Annotated in this window: 12 protein-coding genes; 3 read left to right on the forward strand and 9 right to left on the reverse strand. The window is 40.2% G+C overall.

Annotated features, from left to right (window positions below; translation table 11 throughout):
- Positions 1-317 precede the first annotated feature (317 nt).
- From lepB to KAN5_RS13275, 4 genes are all read right to left on the reverse strand, one after another.
- Complete coding sequence (lepB, locus tag KAN5_RS13260) at positions 318-1,025, reverse strand: signal peptidase I (protein WP_244389891.1); 708 nt, start codon at positions 1,023-1,025, stop codon at positions 318-320.
- A 65-nt stretch (positions 1,026-1,090) separates the two neighbouring features.
- Positions 1,091-1,258, reverse strand: a complete 168-nt coding sequence (locus KAN5_RS13265) for a hypothetical protein (protein WP_244389892.1) — start codon at positions 1,256-1,258, stop codon at positions 1,091-1,093.
- Positions 1,259-1,482: 224 nt separating this feature from the next.
- Positions 1,483-2,580, reverse strand: a complete 1,098-nt coding sequence (locus tag KAN5_RS13270) for an HlyD family efflux transporter periplasmic adaptor subunit (protein ID WP_244389893.1) — start codon at positions 2,578-2,580, stop codon at positions 1,483-1,485.
- Positions 2,581-3,009: 429 nt separating this feature from the next.
- Positions 3,010-4,026 carry a site-2 protease family protein gene (locus KAN5_RS13275; RefSeq protein WP_244390952.1) on the reverse strand — a complete coding sequence of 339 codons (1,017 nt, stop codon included), beginning with the start codon at positions 4,024-4,026 and terminating at the stop codon, positions 3,010-3,012.
- A gap of 145 nt (positions 4,027-4,171) precedes the next feature.
- Between KAN5_RS13275 and KAN5_RS13280 the strand changes: the two genes are divergently transcribed.
- Entirely contained in the window at positions 4,172-5,392 is a 1,221-nt protein-coding gene (locus KAN5_RS13280; protein WP_016709039.1) for an EAL domain-containing response regulator, read from the forward strand.
- Here the strand turns inward: KAN5_RS13280 and KAN5_RS13285 are convergent.
- Positions 5,389-6,465 carry a hemolysin family protein gene (locus KAN5_RS13285; RefSeq protein ID WP_244389894.1) on the reverse strand — a complete coding sequence of 359 codons (1,077 nt, stop codon included), beginning with the start codon at positions 6,463-6,465 and terminating at the stop codon, positions 5,389-5,391. The genes KAN5_RS13280 and KAN5_RS13285 overlap by 4 nt on opposite strands.
- Before the next feature lie 166 nt (positions 6,466-6,631).
- Between KAN5_RS13285 and KAN5_RS13290 the strand changes: the two genes are divergently transcribed.
- Positions 6,632-9,118 carry a prolyl oligopeptidase family serine peptidase gene (locus KAN5_RS13290; RefSeq protein ID WP_244389895.1) on the forward strand — a complete coding sequence of 829 codons (2,487 nt, stop codon included), beginning with the start codon at positions 6,632-6,634 and terminating at the stop codon, positions 9,116-9,118.
- A gap of 152 nt (positions 9,119-9,270) precedes the next feature.
- Positions 9,271-9,975: a response regulator transcription factor gene (locus KAN5_RS13295; RefSeq protein WP_016709036.1), complete on the forward strand. Its 705-nt coding sequence runs from the start codon at positions 9,271-9,273 to the stop codon at positions 9,973-9,975.
- Here the strand turns inward: KAN5_RS13295 and KAN5_RS13300 are convergent.
- The 4 genes from KAN5_RS13300 to KAN5_RS13315 all read right to left on the reverse strand — a co-directional run bounded on the left by KAN5_RS13300 (position 9,972) and on the right by KAN5_RS13315 (position 16,259).
- Positions 9,972-11,486 carry a YifB family Mg chelatase-like AAA ATPase gene (locus KAN5_RS13300; protein WP_138554581.1) on the reverse strand — a complete coding sequence of 505 codons (1,515 nt, stop codon included), beginning with the start codon at positions 11,484-11,486 and terminating at the stop codon, positions 9,972-9,974. The genes KAN5_RS13295 and KAN5_RS13300 overlap by 4 nt on opposite strands.
- Before the next feature lie 33 nt (positions 11,487-11,519).
- Positions 11,520-12,134 (reverse strand): trimeric intracellular cation channel family protein, encoded by a 615-nt coding sequence (locus KAN5_RS13305; RefSeq protein WP_016709034.1) that lies wholly within the window; start codon positions 12,132-12,134, stop codon positions 11,520-11,522.
- 61 nt (positions 12,135-12,195) lie between these two features.
- Complete coding sequence (locus tag KAN5_RS13310; protein ID WP_138554582.1) at positions 12,196-12,567, reverse strand: hypothetical protein; 372 nt, start codon at positions 12,565-12,567, stop codon at positions 12,196-12,198.
- Between the two features lie 89 nt (positions 12,568-12,656).
- Positions 12,657-16,259: a hypothetical protein gene (locus KAN5_RS13315; protein ID WP_244389896.1), complete on the reverse strand. Its 3,603-nt coding sequence runs from the start codon at positions 16,257-16,259 to the stop codon at positions 12,657-12,659.
- Between the last annotated feature and the right edge of the window lie 435 nt (positions 16,260-16,694).

Here is a 16,694-nt window from a genome sequence, read left to right on the forward strand (position 1 = left end):
TCATCCAAAATTTTAAGTGGTAGCCATAGGTTGGATCTTAAGAAAACTTGAAGTTGAACTCTGTTAATGATCAAATAGTTACGTCTATAAAAACATGACCAAAAACAGAGTTTCCGTGCAGATTAACCAAGTTTCAAAGCAATGAAAAGCCCTTATCTCAGGAAAGCACCTCATTGAGCTTACATATTCAATTTATGGCCGTGGTAGCACGCCACCATAGCCATTGAAGCGAGACCACATTCCGCAATTTCAGATTGGAGGATGAGAGGAGCTTGTTTAAAGCTTGAAAAATTTAGCTCACTATTCATTTGCAGTCATTACTCAAAAATAACAGATAGGCTAGTCTGCTCTTTAGAAATTGAACCGCTTTGATTAAGTTGAAACTTATAAAGAGAATGAGCAACAATATCTTTTCGTTTTACAGGTCCATAGTGCCTAGAGTCGAGACTATTGGAAAAATTATCACCAACAAGAAAATACTCTTCTTCGCTAAGCTTAAAAGCCGAGCCATTACTGCAGTTTTTATCCGACTTTAATTTTTCTGCCTTCCAGTTTGTTGTAATATTACGTGTAAAACCATTCACATATACTAAATCACCGCAGACTTGCACTTTATCATTTGGACCAGCAATCAGTCGCTTTCTATGCAAGTCACCTTGTTCATTTATGAAAGCATACATAGCACCTTTATCAAGACTAATATCAAAATGTTTGGATACTATATAATCATTTGAAGAAATAGTAGGCAAGTTTGACTTTGTTTCGTTTTGGTCAAAAGAATAACCTGTAACGAAGGGTAAATTTATTGAAAGCATAAACATGGTAATAACACTAACACTCACCGACGATAGTAAAGCATTTCGTTTTTTTTTCTGCATTAAGTCTGCTATAAAAAAGATTACAAACAATATTAAAAAACCATAAAACATATATTCAAATGAGTATAAATTAGAGCCAAGCTCACATAACCTAATAAAATATAAGTAAATAAAAACAATTAAAATCTTACATAAAATATTTTTCATTGCTTCAAACTACTCCCGTATTAAAGGTATAGCGCCTAAACGCCATACCTAAACTTAAAAAGTTTTTATGGGTAAACAGGCGTGGCGCCTTTCACAGGGACTATGGAGCAAGAGTCACCAGTGTCCCAATAACTTGGCATTTCACCATTCCCCATCTTTGTTGGCTTTAAATATCTCAACCAACCCCAGCCACCATTCACTTCTTGAATTTCTTTTACGTTTAATTCACGCATAATATTATACTCCATGTATCCGACACTTTTCGTGTCGGTTTGTTAATATGCTCAACCTTACAATTAGGTGAGCGGTTAATAGGCTGGCTTTAGATTTCCGTCTAAAGTTTGACTAAAGTCAGCCACTTTATCCTCTGCTTAATATTGCTTATTACAGCAAATTAAACAGATGAATTTTTGTTTGTTATCGGAATAAATTCCGACCTACATCCCACACCTCGCGATTAACTCACTCGCCCTTTAAGGCTGTACAGTGGCTCAAGCAACCATTCAATCAGTGTGCGTTGTTCTAACATAATATCCGCCTCAAACAACATACCGCTTTTAAGATCAAACGCTTTGCCATACGCTTGTACTTGCTGTTGATTTAGCGTGGCACGCAAACGGTACACGGGTTCTTGCAAAGCAATAGGCAATCGTACTTCGTTAGGTGTGATTAGTGCTTTGTCAATTCGGCTTATTTTGCTGTTAATAAAACCAAAGCGCTGATACGGAAAGGCATCAAAACGTAACCGCGTATCATTACCAAGCGCTACAAACCCTGCTGAGCGTGTTGGCAGTAACAACTCCGCCACCAACTCTGAGCCTTCAGGGATAATATGTAGTAAAGGTTTTGATTGCGCTTTTGACGAAGAAAGCGTTTCACCTTCCACCACTTGAATGCCCGTTACTACACCGCTATTACTGGCCGTAATGGTGTACTGATAGTTACTTTTAATTTGCGTAAGTTGGTTTTGAATATCAGCCTGCTGGCGTTTAAGGCTATTTATGCGCAGCGTATATTGTTGTGGTACGTTGGCAATACTAAAGTTAAGTTGGCTTAACTGGTTTTGTTGCTGCATCAGCAAACGCGCTAGGTTTTGTTTTTCTTGCTTAGCATCTAACAGGGCTTGCTGTTGCTGCTCACGCTCTATGTTTGATAAAAAACCGTTTTTATTAAGCTGATTAAGGTTACTTTGTTGGCGGTTCAGTAATGCTAGTTTTTCATCAGTAAGTTTAAGTTGGCTTTGTAATGCCGCTTGCTCATTAGTCAGTGCACGTTTTTGTGCTTGCAAGTTAAGTGACTCTTGCTTTTGTAGGGTGTGGTTTTGTGTTATCTCGTCATTAAGCAATTGTATTTGCATACTTAGCTGCACAATAATAGTCGCCAGTGGCTGACCTTTAGTAACGGCATCACCCTCTTGCACCAATAGCTGCTCAATCATGCCACCTTGGTTAGCAAAGCTTTGGATCACCCCTTTATTGGGCATTAAAAAACCGCGTACGGTTTCTTTACGGGAGTATTCAGCGGTAAATAAGAATGTAATGACTGCGACGGCCACACAGGCCAGAATAAACACAGTTAATTTTATTGATAACGGTTGTGGAGAGTGATAGCCCCCGTCAAACGCTCACTTTGCTGAGCGACAACTTCTTTTCTAAATAATGCCATATCAACGTCCCTATTTCGGTTAAAAAACTATATTCCCCCAGCCCCTTTTATATCAACAATTTATTTACCTCACCATCAAAACAATGGATTTATGTTTATAAAACATAAACTAACAAGGAAAAACATACGGACGCTCAAAGAAACCATTAACATTTGTGTAATTATTTAGCTCTCATGTTGCGTTAAAAAACCACTATATAGATTGATAAAATTGCGTTAACAGGAAGAGGGATATCAGGAAACAAGGAGAAAAATATGAATACAGCTTCATTCATAACTATAGCGCGAGTGGATCTCGCGCTCGTTAAATAATATACAATTAACTCGACAATATCTTCATCGGCAGGCTTAAAATTGCATTTTCAGAGTCAGCAAAGTGCATCATCACCGCGACGTGCCCTGCAACCACGAGTGCATACATTACCGCTGAAAAGCCTTGGCCGTATTTGTCCAGTGGTAACAAATGCGAATAATGACGGCCGCGCCATTCAAAGGCAATTTCCAATGCGCCAATAAATAAGAAAAACACTAATAGCATTAAACCAAAGGTGTAGCTAAGCCATAAACCAAATAATACACCTAAGATACATATGCTTAATCCAATCCAAGAGCGCATTGAAAAGCTGATGCTTTTTAATACATGGCCACCGTCGAGCGGTAAGATGGGCAATAAGTTAAATAAGTTAAGTAATGCGCTGAGCACCGCAACGCCTGCGAAGATTTCCATCTCGGTGGCGTAATAAAGCACAACTCCCAGTACAGAGGTAATTAAACCAAACGCGGGCCCCATAAGTGAGATAAGCACATCTTGCCAACGGGTGGTAATTTTATAGTCACTGACGGCAAGGCCGCCAACAAATGGAATTAAGTAAATGCCTTTGGTTTTAATACCAAAATATTGCATCGCTCTAACATGGCCATATTCGTGGATCACTAAACAGGCAATCAGCATCAAGGCGAATTCAAAGGTGAACAACCACGCATAACCGGCCACAGAGGCACCAGCCAACGCCACTTTAACTACTTTGGCACTTTTAAAAATCTTAAAACCTAAAGCAAATAATCCGAGTAACCCTTGCTTTGGTTTGGTTTTTTCAATTGGCGGTAAGGTGAGTTGTTGCACAAACTGATGATTAATATAAAGCGATAGTTTTTGTTCAACAACAGCGCTGGTGTCTAGGCCAATCACTTGATCGTCTAGCTTAAATTCAAAATAGTTTTCTCTGGGGTTATCAAAGCCAATCGCTTGTTGTTGCTGAAAAATTTTTATTATTTGTCGCCCAGCAAGCACTAAACTAAATTGTTGATCGGCGAGGGTCAGCTGTATTTGCATGATATTACTTTAAACCTTAAAAATTATACCGTTAGTATACCTATTTTTTTTACGAGATTATGGAATAAATTTTCAGTTATAAAGCTGACATTTTACGGTTTATCTACTACTTTTAAGCTACCAATATGTTTTATTTCAGGGAATAGAAATGACAAAAACAGCACGTAGCATTCTCGTTGTTGATGATTCAAAAGCGATTTTGGTCGTTATGCAAGCTATTTTAAATGAGCTTGATGTACCTCATGTGACCACCTGCTTAGACGCGCAAGATGCGCTCAATAAGGTAAATGAACAACCACTCTTTTTTGATGCCATCTTTACTGATCTTAATATGCCAGATATGGATGGTATGGAACTTATTCGCCATCTTGGAGAGATCCAATTTCCTGGCGCCGTTGTTATTATTTCAGAAATGAATTCGAAGATAATTGATTTAGCCGCTGACTTAGCACGTAAAAACAACGTGCACTTAATTGGCAATATTGCCAAACCAGTACAGCTTAACCAAGTTTATACTTTGCTGAAGAAATTAGAATACTTAACCTGTCACACTGAAAAAACCAACGAACCGATTTCTGAAGCGCAACTATTACATGCAATCAGCCATAATGAAATCACCCCGTTTTATCAACCAAAAGTAAACCGTGCTAATAATAAGGTTGATAGCGTTGAAGTATTAGCTCGAATTGTGACAGCCGAACAGGGTGCACTTGTTTTACCCGAGCGATTTATTTGTGTTGCTGAAGATTTAGATTTGATTAACCTGATCACCTTTCAACTATTTGAAAAAGCCACAGGGGATTTTTCAGAAATAAAGGCTCGTTTAGGCTATAAACTTAAGCTCGCTTTTAACTTATCGCCATACCAATTAGAAGATTTAAGCTGCCCTGATAAATTGGCACTCATTTTACAACTCAATCAACTGACCCCAAGCGAAATTATTCTAGAGATCACCGAACAACATGCGTTATCCAGTTCTGCACAATTAGAAACATTAAACCGCTTACGAATGCGCGGTTTTGGTATTTCGCTAGATGATTTTGGCACCGGCTTTACCAATATACAGCAGCTAAAAACGTTACCATTTACTGAAGTGAAAATAGACCGCACTTTGATAAGTAATATTGAAAGCGATCTATTTTCGCAAGTGATAGTTGGTAGTTTAGTAAATATTGCCATTCAAGATGACTTAAAGATTGTAGCCGAAGGCATTGAGCGTGTTGAAGAATTAGAATACTTAGATCGCTTTAAAGAGCATATCGTCATGCAGGGGTTTTTGATCAGTCGTCCAAAGGGAAAAACTGAATTTATTCGCTGGGCGCAGTCATGGCTACACATGGTTTCATTAAATAGTAATAGCCGACGTTAGCGCTGATTTTTAGACGCGTTTTTTTCGGCACTAAACAATGTATTACTATTTGCTAAGCGTTGTCGCCAACGTTGTTTTGCAACGGCTTGCATATTAGCTGATTGATCATGCTCATCAACAATTTCAAAGCCCATTAATGCTTCAATCATATCCTCAAGCGTAACAATCCCCTGTACATCGCCATATTCATCTATCACTAAACATATGTGCGTGCGTTCAGCTAACAAAGTATGCAATAGCGTAGGTACATATAAGGTTTCTGGCACAGTGTAAATAGGCTTTATCAATTTACTGATCTTATAATCTTTACCCAACCTGTGGAACGCCAGCATAACATCGTTTTTATGCACAAAGCCAATAATATCATCGCCGTTTTTATCGTACACCAAGACTCGAGAAAATGCTGCCGAACCATGCTCTGCTAAATATTGATCAACCGTTAGGTCTTTGTGTACTTTGAATAATACTGTGCGCGGGGTAAGTAAAGAATCTAATTTAGCATGACGAAAATGCAATAAGCTGCGGATGATTTCAGACTCTTCCTGATGCAGCGCTCCTGATTGCGATCCCATATCAGCCATAGCTTCAATTTCTTGACGAATATAATAAGCCTCGCTGTGGTTGCGACCCAAAACACTCGTGAGTTTTTCAGCAAACCAAACAAAGGGTTTAAGCGCTATAACCAAATAACGTAATGCTTTAGTTACTATAGGCGCCAATGCCCGCCAATGCTTTGCCCCTAGCGTTTTAGGGATAATTTCCGATAATACCAGTACCAGCAAGGTCATGATGGCTGAGGCAATTCCCACAGCTGCATCTGAAAATACCACCGCAGCTTGTGCACCTACACCGGCCGCACCGGCAGTATGGGCAATGGTATTTAAAGTTAAAATAGCCGCTAATGGCTGATCAATATTCGTTTTTAAGTGCTCAAACTGCTTTGCTAGTTTAGGCTTATTCTTACGCAGTAGCGCCACATAACTTGGCGTAATACTCAACAGCACAGCTTCCATAATAGAGCATAAAAAAGAAATAGTGATCGCTACGACCATGTAAACGATTAGTAATGTCACTGTGACCTCTTAGCCATTTTATTGTCGACGGTTTACACCTTACCAACTGTCATCGATAACCTCAAACCTTAGCTAAAAACAAAAACCACGGCATCTATCGCAGAGCACTTTTTGGCATAACTGAGCCATGCTATATTCTCTAAAATTCCCTACATTAGGCTCAACCATGAATTATAACTCAACATGGCGCGGTAAAGCCCCTCGCCTAACCACCGCACTGGCAATATTAACTTTAAGCACTGCGGCATTTGCTGCACCCATAAATAAAACCGATATTAAGTTTATAGGCCCAATTGCCGCTGATATGCAGCTAAAGCCATACCAAACTGAGCACCAAGATGCGATTATTAACAGCCTTTTACCTAGCATTCAACAACCAACAACAAGCATCACGGTATTTGGCGAAAAATTAAAATGGCAAAACTTAGATAAAGTAAATGCGTTAACTCTAGGCGGCTTACAAGCACTAAAATTTTCTACGCATGCAGAGCGTTTTAGCCAAGGCACGCTTACATTAAAAGGGATCGAAAAAGCCCAGCTGTTCATCAATGGTGAAAAGCAAACCGCTAAAAACGAAAAGTATGAGTTAGCTTTACCACAAGGCAATCACCAAATAGTGATTATTGCTGAGCAAGTTGCAAATTGGCACGATGTTGAGGTTGATTTCAGCCCAAGCACTGACATTGATACATTAACCTTTAGCACTACAGAACAACATGGCTTATCTGCCAAACAATTGTTTGATGCCACCACAGTCAGCGCATTATCATTAGCACCCGATGCTAAACAGTACCTAATTACCAAGCGCCATTATCAAGACAGCACGGGTAATCAAGCAAACCTAGTCACAGAACTAAAAAATGACGACCAACAAACGATTTACCGTTTTGAATCAGGTCAGCCTAGCAACATTATTTGGAGTCCTGATAACAATTATTTAGTGTATTTATTAGATGGTAAATTAACCCAACTAAACCGTAAAACACTCTCCCTTAAAGTGATAGCCAACAACCTAGATGGCGCAAACAGTTTTGCTTATTACGATAACAACAGCTTAATCTTTAGCTGGTCAAAGTCTCCGACAGCAAATAACAGCCTAACCAAACATTACCAAGGTCTACAAGATCGTTGGTCATATGCTCGCACAACCTCACAAGCTTATTTATTAGATATCAACACCGGCCTGAGTAAAGCACTAAGCCAAGGGCCGCTTAGCCACAGCATTGAAGACTTTAATAGTCAACGCGGTACTGTGTTACTCAGTCGCGGTACTGAAGCAATGCAAGCTGCTACACACCCAACAACGGAGCTCATTGAGCTGAATATAGCCAACGCTAGTACCACAGAGCTTGGTCAGTTTGCGACCTTTAACCAAGCAAAATACACTGGCGATGACATTTATGTCACGGCAGGACCTGACTTTAAAAAGGGTTTAGGCAGAAACTTACCCGACAACATGCTTGCTAACAACTACGATGGCCAGCTGTATTTGTTAACTAATAATGGTCAAAAAGCAACGCCGTTAAGCCGTGAGTTTGATCCCGCCATTGGCCAACTTGAAGTGCTTGCAAATGGTGATGCCATCATGAAAGTAACTGAACAAGATACCATCGCTTTGTATCTATACGATAAAAGCAAGCAGCGCTTTAGCAAGCTAAACACTGGATTTGATGTGGTTGAGCAATTTAGTTATTCAAGTAATCGTAGCCCTCAGGTATTAGTCAGTGGCTCGAATGCATCATCACCACAACAATTAAAACAGCTGAGTATTAGCAAAAACAAAGCGACCACTGTCTGGGATTCGCAACCACAAGCATATGCAAATACCGATATAGCTGACTTAGAGGAATTTAATTTTACCAATACAGCCGGTATTGAAATTAAAGGCCGCGTTTACTTACCAAGCAACCTTGATAAGAACAAACAATCCCCAGCATTAGTATACTATTATGGCGGCACTTCACCTGTGACTCGCGGTTTTACTGGCCGCTATCCATTTAATTTATGGGCCGAACACGGCTATGTGGTTTATGTTGTACAACCCACGGGCGCAACAGGGTTTGGTCAGCAGTTTTCTGCTAAGCACGTTAATGCATGGGGGCAATATACTGCTGACGATATTATGCAAGGCACGCAAGCACTGCTAAAACAGTATCCATTCATCGATAAGCAACGCCTAGGTAATTTAGGCGCATCTTACGGTGGTTTTATGACCATGTTACTAGCGACTAAAACCGATATGTTTAGTGCCTCTATCGCACACGCAGGTATTTCTAATATCACCTCATATTGGGGGCAAGGTTGGTGGGGTTATTTATATTCAGGCGAAGCGTCTAAAAACAGCTACCCTTGGAATAACAGCACGCTATACAGCCAACACAGTCCTGTTTTCCATGCAGATAAAGTAACAACACCACTATTACTGTTGCATGGCGATGCTGACACTAATGTGCCCGTGGGAGAAAGTCATAATATGTATACTGCGCTGAAACTACTTGGCAAAGATGTTGAGCTAATTGAATATAAAGGAGCTGACCATCAAATTTTTGCTCGTGATCAGCGCTTTAATTGGTGGGATACAATGCTGGCATATTTTGATAAGCACTTAAAACAACAGCCACAGTGGTGGCAGTACTTATACCCTGAAAAATAATTCTCCACTCAACAACAGGTAAACGAGCTAAGTTTACCTGTTGATATTAATCAAACAATCGCCTAAATAGCGCATAAATACTAAAATCGCTCTTCTCACCTTTTGTAAATGAGTGATAACATAGAGGCATCATTAAAGGTAATTAAGATACTATGACTGTTCATGTTTTATTGGTTGAAGATGACGAGCTATTAGTTAAACGCATAGTCAATCATTTTACACAGACTGAATTTTCTATTGAGAACGATGCAACAGGCGCAGACGCCCTAGCGATTGTACAATCGCGCGCTAATAGTCATAACGCCATATCGCTAGCAATTATCGACATTGTATTACCTAAACGAGATGGCCTACATCTAGCAAAAGAACTCAATACTCTCACCGATATTGGTGTGATCATGCTTTCAAGCCGAGACTCTCAAGCAGACCGCATCGCGGGGCTTGCCCAAGGCGCTGATGATTATATTTGCAAGCCCGTTGATCTATTAGAATTAGAATTACGCATGCGAGCGCTTTATAAACGCTTAAAGGGCAACAATGATAATGATGAAAGCGAAGAGTTTATTGAATACGCAGACTTTAAACTGCATCCCGATAACCGTACTTTAGTCACCGCTAACGGCATTGAATCAAGACTCACAGAAGCCGAACATAAGGTGCTTATTTGCTTGATCAGTAACGCCGGTAAAGCCACCTCTCGTGAAAAAATATCAGAAGAAATTGGTCAACCTGACTGGAGTCCTAATGATCGTACCGTTGATGTACTAATTGGTCGCCTGCGCAAAAAACTTAATGATGAAAAAGACCAAAAACGTATTGTTACCGTGCGTGGCAAAGGCTATATGTTGTCGATTTAATACTGTGTGAGTTGGCTTATTAACCGCTCAAAGGCACGGTAATTAAGCGCTTCTTTAAGCTCTGCTAGTGTTATATTTTCTTGCCCTTTTAAATCACTTATCGTCCGCGCCACTTTAATCACCCGATGATAAGAGCGTGGCGAGAGCGACAACTTCTCACTGGCTTTGGCTAAAAACTGCAATTCAGCGGCTGCCAGTACACAATACACACTCATTTCTTTATTATTCAGTCGGGCATTCACTTTCCCCTGACGTGTTAATTGAATATTATAGGCTGCTTCTACTCGGGCACGCACTGCAGCGCTTGTTTCTTCAGCTTGTGTACTTTGCAGTTGCGTACTGTTTAACCTTGGTAGTTCTATTTGTAAATCAATGCGATCAATAAAGGGCCCTGATACCCGTGATAAATAACGCATAACTTGATCAGGTGTCGCGCGTTTATCATTATGGCAGCCAGTAGGGCTGGGGTTAAGTGCAGCAATAAGTTGAAACTGCGCAGGGAACTCCATTTGCCGCGCCGCTCTTGATATAGTTACCGTGCCGGTTTCCATTGGCTCACGAAGTGAATCTAGCACCTTACGCTCAAACTCTGGTAATTCATCAAGAAACAATACCCCATTGTGCGCCAAAGATATTTCACCCGGTTTTGGGTTCGAGGAGCCGCCCACTAACGCGACCGCAGAGCAAGTGTGATGGGGATTACGAAACGGCCGCTTACGCCAATTTGTTAAGTCAACACTTTGTCCTATGATTGAATACAAAGCAGCGGTAGCAAGTGCCTCATCATCGGACATGCCCGGCATAATGGTCGGCATACGCTGTGCAAGCATTGACTTCCCCGTGCCTGGCGGCCCTAAAAATAATAAGTTATGGCCTCCGGCTGCGGCAATTTCTAACACTCTTTTCGCGCCAGGTTGCCCTTTTACATCACTAAGATCAATTAAAAACTCCACACCGCTATGCTGTTGTTCAGGATAACTAATATTAAGAGGTAAAGGCTGCTGATTGAGCAAATCACTCCACACTTCTTGAATAGAAGAAATAGCTTTACGCTGCACACCATGAACCAAGCTTGCTAAGCTGTCATTTACCAAGGGTAAAAAACAACAACGCTCCTGCGCTTTAGCAGCCAAAACAGAAGGCAGTATCGCATTCACGCCACGTACTTCGCCATTAAGAGCAAGCTCGCCGTAAAATTCATAACGCTCAATATCAGTGCAAACAATTTGTCCTGACGCCACTAAAATACCAATAGCAATGGCTAAGTCAAAGCGGCCACCCTCTTTGGGCAAATCCGCGGGCGCTAAATTAACGGTGATACGTTGATCAGGAAAGCCAAACTTAGAGTTTTCAAGGGCGCTGCGAACCCGATCTTTGGCTTCTTTTACTGACGCTTCAGGCAGGCCAACAATATGAAATGCCGGTAAGCCATTCCCTAAATGTACCTCTACGATTACTTCAGGTGCTTGAATGCCCACTTGGGCACGTGAAAAAATCCGAGCTAATGACATCCTTTGTCCCTGTAAAGTTATATTATTTACAGTCTAGTCAGGATATTTGAAAACATGTAGTGTTAGATGCCATTTCATTGCTGCCAAGCGTAACAATAAAGTCGTTAACATAGCTAATACCATGGCCATTTCTGTTGCTACGTTAAAGGTAATACCTTGGGTATAAACGATACCACCTGCAATACAAGTAATTGCATATAGCTCACCTTTTAATAACATAGGAATATTGCCAGCAAGGACATCACGGGTAACGCCACCAAAGCAACCTGTGATAACCCCCATAATAATAGCCGTTGTTGCAGGCATACCTGCAAGCAGCGCTTTCTGCGCCCCCATAACAGAAAAGAAGGCTAAACCAAACGCATCTGCAACCTGTAAATGATACAGTGGAATTGACTTTTGTTTATTTATCAAACGTGTGGTAACAAATACAGAAACAAAAATAGCAATAAAATAGCTCTGATCGTGTAACCAAAATACTGGAACATCCAAAATTAAATCTCGGATTGTGCCACCACCTATCGCAGTAACCGTTGCCAATACAAAGACACCAAAACCGTCCATTTTTTTATCATAGGCAATGAGAGTACCTGACATTGCAAATACCGCGATGCCAATTAAATCAAACCAATGGTAAAGTTCTGTCATATTTGTAACTAAAAGTTGAGAATATTAACGTTGTATCATAAACCTCAACAACTTTTAAGAATTAGTCACTTTTTTCTATCAACTCAATAAATTGTACACTTCTAGACATAACGTTATCTGCCAGCGTAACATTTGAAAAAAACGACGCCTGTTCAATTGAGCGACTTGGGTCAGCCACCAGCTGATTGTAATCTTTTTCAAGTTCAATCCATAAGCTGCGCTGCTGTGCATTTAAAGAGGCTTTGCGTTGCTTAACTTTATCGGCTTCATTAAATGCTTCTTGTGCTTTGAAAAATGCATCTTCGGCAGCAGGTTGCTCCTCAGAGCTTGAAAATACACTATTACTTAGCTCAGTAAGATCTTGCTGCATTGAATCTACAGTCTCACAACCACTGAGTAAGATGAAGAATAAGGTTAAAAATAAGAACTTCATTACATCACTCCTTATTTAAATAGCATCGGTTATAACGAGGTAATTAACACCAAGGTCATCGAACCCTGGTGTTAATTTATTTACTATTACTAAGGTTGTTTGATCATTTCTCCCATCACACTAATGTGTAATTCTGGGTCTTCTTGATCAGGGTGATTAGCTGGTGCTTCGAAGCCAAATGCTGATACCACAAAGCCATCTGCAATCATCGCTTCTGGCGAAATCAACACGCCATAGGCTGAATCACCTTCCAGTTCAAGTGGGCTATACAACTTAAGGTGCCCAAGCTCTAAAGACCATTCAACATTACGGATTTCGCCGTTAATTTCAAAGCGAGCTGTCTTGTCACTTTTCACTTCGATTAACAGCTCCACCGTGCCGCTGCCATCTTCAGTGATATAGCGTAAGATATGCTGGCCAAGAACATCCGCTTCAGTAAAGCTAATCGGCTCAATAATATTAGTGACTCGCTGCATCACACCGAAGTCATCGCCATCATGCCAAATCAGTTGATTTCCTTGAGCTTTGACAACAAAGTATGGGTCATAATATTCAGGTTCATCCAATTCATTGATATACGTTTCAACAGTAACACTTAAAACGTCAGGGTCACCGCTTGGATCGCCTTGCACTGTATAAGTCCCTACAGCAATGCCTTTTTCATACTCACTTGTATTTTCAAACTCAAAGAAGTAACCATCACTTTTTAGTACCGATAAGAAGAAATCATTGTTAGCAATAGAGCCTTCATAGTAGCCACCTACATGTGGTTGAGCGGGGTCATAAACACGCGTCATTTCATAACTGAACCGTTCATACCCCTCATCACCTTCAACACATTTACTACCACTATAACTGTCAGCACATTCATCCACAGTCAGCAGGAGCGTATCACCATCGCTTTGGGCACTCGCATAGATGACATTGCGAATATTATCTGTCCCTGGAGAGACAACATCACTGCTTAAGCCCCACGAACCATTGGTGTCTTCAATCACATTTACGGTTAATTGGCCTGTTGTTTCATCCCAGATAAAATCACCCACTTCATAACCAGAAAATGCATCGTCAACATTATCACCATCATTCGTTTGTATATGAACCCATTTACCATCTAAGAAAACAATGATTGCAGTTGGTTCATGCGCTAATTGCCACGCGCCATCCAGTGGATGAGCCGGTGTTGGGCGAACAGCAACTACTTGTTGTTGCGCTTTGGCAGCATCAAAATACCAACGTTGCTTATCTGACTCTGTACAGGTTGCTGTATTTTCATAAATACAAACAGTTAAGTAATCACGATCAAAGTCACTGATTTCAGCTTTCATCGTACCAAAGAGTATTTTTCCTGTCGCTAAGGTATAGCTATTTTCAGTAGTCATGCCTTGATACTGCTGAGTTAGCGTGTACTCATTTTTATCAAGCTCTTCGTTATACGTTGTCGCAATGGTAACTGATTCTACCGCTTGCTCTTTTGGCGTATAAAGTGTGATGTAATTAACATTGGTTGGGTAACCATTCTCATCAAATCCTGAATTATTCTCTAACCAATAAGGGGCAAATTTATTAACGCCATAATCAACTGATACCGAAAATTCACGAATATGTGACGAGTAATCTTCCATTCTCTCACTACCATCATAATTAAAGAAACGGTATTTACGGTAGCTGTAGTAATGGCCATTATGCTTCGCCAGTAGTTGCTGTGAAAACTCACTATAAACTGGACAGCTATTATCCGGACGATCACAGATAGGTTGGACACCCGAATCAGTAAAATAATTATTACGAATGAATTTACCTTCGCTATCGACTAACCAAGAGCGGTAGTCTTGGTCAAGATTAAAGTTCATTAAGCCATCTTCATATACATCATAATGAAGATCTGTTTGCGGCACGTTATAACCTTGGTAAATAGTCCATTTACCTAATAATTCTGAACGTTCAAATGTTAAAGAGTTATCTTTAATCATTAATCCGGAGGCAGTACGCGTTGCACTTTCATCTTTAGCATTCAACGATGCAACAAACTGATAGCCTGCAACAACATCTTTAACCAACCAAAATGCATAATTAAAACTAAGCTCTTCAGCTTCGCTGCTTACTTGTAGCTGATTAGCAACAATAGTCCAAGTGATTGCAACTGGGGTTTTATCATTATCAACCAATGTACCTGTACCACCACTTTGCAAGTTCAGTGCAACGGCCTCACTAAAACCATCAAGCCGAGAAATACGATCTACATACCAAGTCCCAACCAGTTGCTGTTCATTTACTGATAAGGTTTTTTCTTTCGCGATTAAAGTTAGGTTACTAGTGTACTCGTTTGTATTTACCACCTCAGCAGATGACTCTGCTATTGTCTGGTATTGTTCATAGAACTCCACTGTGCGATTAGCTTCGTTCTCTAACAAAACGGTCATACTCATTGCAACTAGGTAGTTACACTGCTCTTGTTGAGTGCCACTGTCGTCTGAAACAAAGCTGCATGACTCTTTCACCGGCTCAGCGAGTGAAATTGCAATATCGCCATCTTGTTGCTGCCAAGTAAACGATGTATCGATATTATAGGTACTATAATAACCAGAGCCATCACTATTAAAATTAACTTGTGAAGAACTATAGTTATAATACTTAGGCGTTAACATTACATACTGGCCGCTGATCCCACCAATACTATTATCTACTAGCTCACCATCTTCTTTTATTGTCTCTTTTATTGTCGCAATTAATGTCGGATCTTGGTTATTTACTGTATTAACAAAGTTTTCAATATCATCTGCATTGCTAATTAAGTCAAAAGTCGACTCCACTCCTTCCGGTAGCGCATATTCGTCATTATCAACAATTATTTTGATCAGTGCTGCTAATAGCAGTTTTTCATCAGCATCAACTGCTAATAATGCTTTATCGAGTGTTTGCTCATCAATTACTTCACCATTATCACGGCTAAGTAGTGCAAATTCGGCTGTACTAACATTGGTTATATTAACGCCGAAATTTTCATCTTTCGTCAGTTTTCCATCTTCTCCAGCTTGCGATAGTAAAGTGGCCACCGAGCGCAATTGTGAAATGAATTCAACTTCAGGATTAATCGCGTTATTACCCAACGCAACCAACTTCACTAACTTATCAGCATCAGAGTCATCAACTGTGATTTCAATGCTATATTTACCGCTTTGATCCGCATCGATTGTAAATTCTTCATCACCAACCATCACCACAATATTGGGTGAGTCAATCGGCCCATCCGTCACGATACCGGTAATAGTTACTGTTAAAACCTTACGCTTGATATTGATAGTGACTGTTGCCGTTGCTGTTGCTCCTTTGTCATCTGTGACCACCACCTCAAGGACTAACTGTTGGTCATCTTCAATATCTGGAGCAGTAAAACTCACTTGCTTCTCATTGGCTCCTGATAGCGTTACTTGCGGACCAGAAACATATTTCCAAGCATAGCTTGCGATACTACCATCACTGTCTGTGGCGGAAGCCGTAACTGTAATATCATTACCTTCAGTTACCTCTGTATCGCTCGTTATACTCACTGTGGGTTTATTGTTATCAACTGGCTGGGGGGTTGGAGCTGGTGAATCATCACTTCCACCACCTCCACATCCTGCAAGATGAAGAGAACTAACGAGTAGTGTCGCTGCTCCCAGCGCTTTAATTCTACTTTGTGAGTACATAGTATTTTCCTTTATTTAATCACCAAGCAAATGCGTGTAATCAATGTTTGATTGCCACGCTGGCATGTTTAGATCTGTGTTTTCATTTCAGCGATAGCAATAAGACATCACGAAAATACAAAGAGGAAAATAGTGGCGATTAGCAATTATAAACATCCATGTACAACGGTCTTTCTAGGTGCTTAATTTGTTCATATGCTTTAATGAAATGAGCTAATTAAATAGCGTAGAATAATTTAATAAAATAAAGGTGCTCATATGCGACTAAAATGAGCGAGCTACCGACAAAACATTAACTATCAAGATCTTAAAATTAAATTAAGTAATAAAAAACACAATTACTCCTGTTTTGAGTGAGTGCTTTTTATTAATTAAGTGACCTGTTGTTGCAGGTAATGAATACTGCACAAAACAAGAAAGCTGATGGGCTATATA

This window comes from Pseudoalteromonas sp. KAN5 (genome assembly GCF_022846535.1).
Lineage (GTDB): Bacteria > Pseudomonadota > Gammaproteobacteria > Enterobacterales > Alteromonadaceae > Pseudoalteromonas > Pseudoalteromonas haloplanktis.

What these genes read in the sequence shown, in the direction of transcription:
- KAN5_RS13290 (WP_244389895.1), top strand. Translation starts at nt 6,632, where the DNA reads ATGAATTATAACTCAACATGGCGCGGTAAAGCCCCTCGCCTAACCACC.
- KAN5_RS13265 (WP_244389892.1), bottom strand. Translation starts at nt 1,258, where the DNA reads ATGCGTGAATTAAACGTAAAAGAAATTCAAGAAGTGAATGGTGGCTGG.
- KAN5_RS13315 (WP_244389896.1), bottom strand. Translation starts at nt 16,259, where the DNA reads ATGTACTCACAAAGTAGAATTAAAGCGCTGGGAGCAGCGACACTACTC.
- KAN5_RS13310 (WP_138554582.1), bottom strand. Translation starts at nt 12,567, where the DNA reads ATGAAGTTCTTATTTTTAACCTTATTCTTCATCTTACTCAGTGGTTGT.
- KAN5_RS13300 (WP_138554581.1), bottom strand. Translation starts at nt 11,486, where the DNA reads ATGTCATTAGCTCGGATTTTTTCACGTGCCCAAGTGGGCATTCAAGCA.
- lepB (WP_244389891.1), bottom strand. Translation starts at nt 1,025, where the DNA reads ATGAAAAATATTTTATGTAAGATTTTAATTGTTTTTATTTACTTATAT.
- KAN5_RS13295 (WP_016709036.1), top strand. Translation starts at nt 9,271, where the DNA reads ATGACTGTTCATGTTTTATTGGTTGAAGATGACGAGCTATTAGTTAAA.
- KAN5_RS13280 (WP_016709039.1), top strand. Translation starts at nt 4,172, where the DNA reads ATGACAAAAACAGCACGTAGCATTCTCGTTGTTGATGATTCAAAAGCG.
- KAN5_RS13305 (WP_016709034.1), bottom strand. Translation starts at nt 12,134, where the DNA reads ATGACAGAACTTTACCATTGGTTTGATTTAATTGGCATCGCGGTATTT.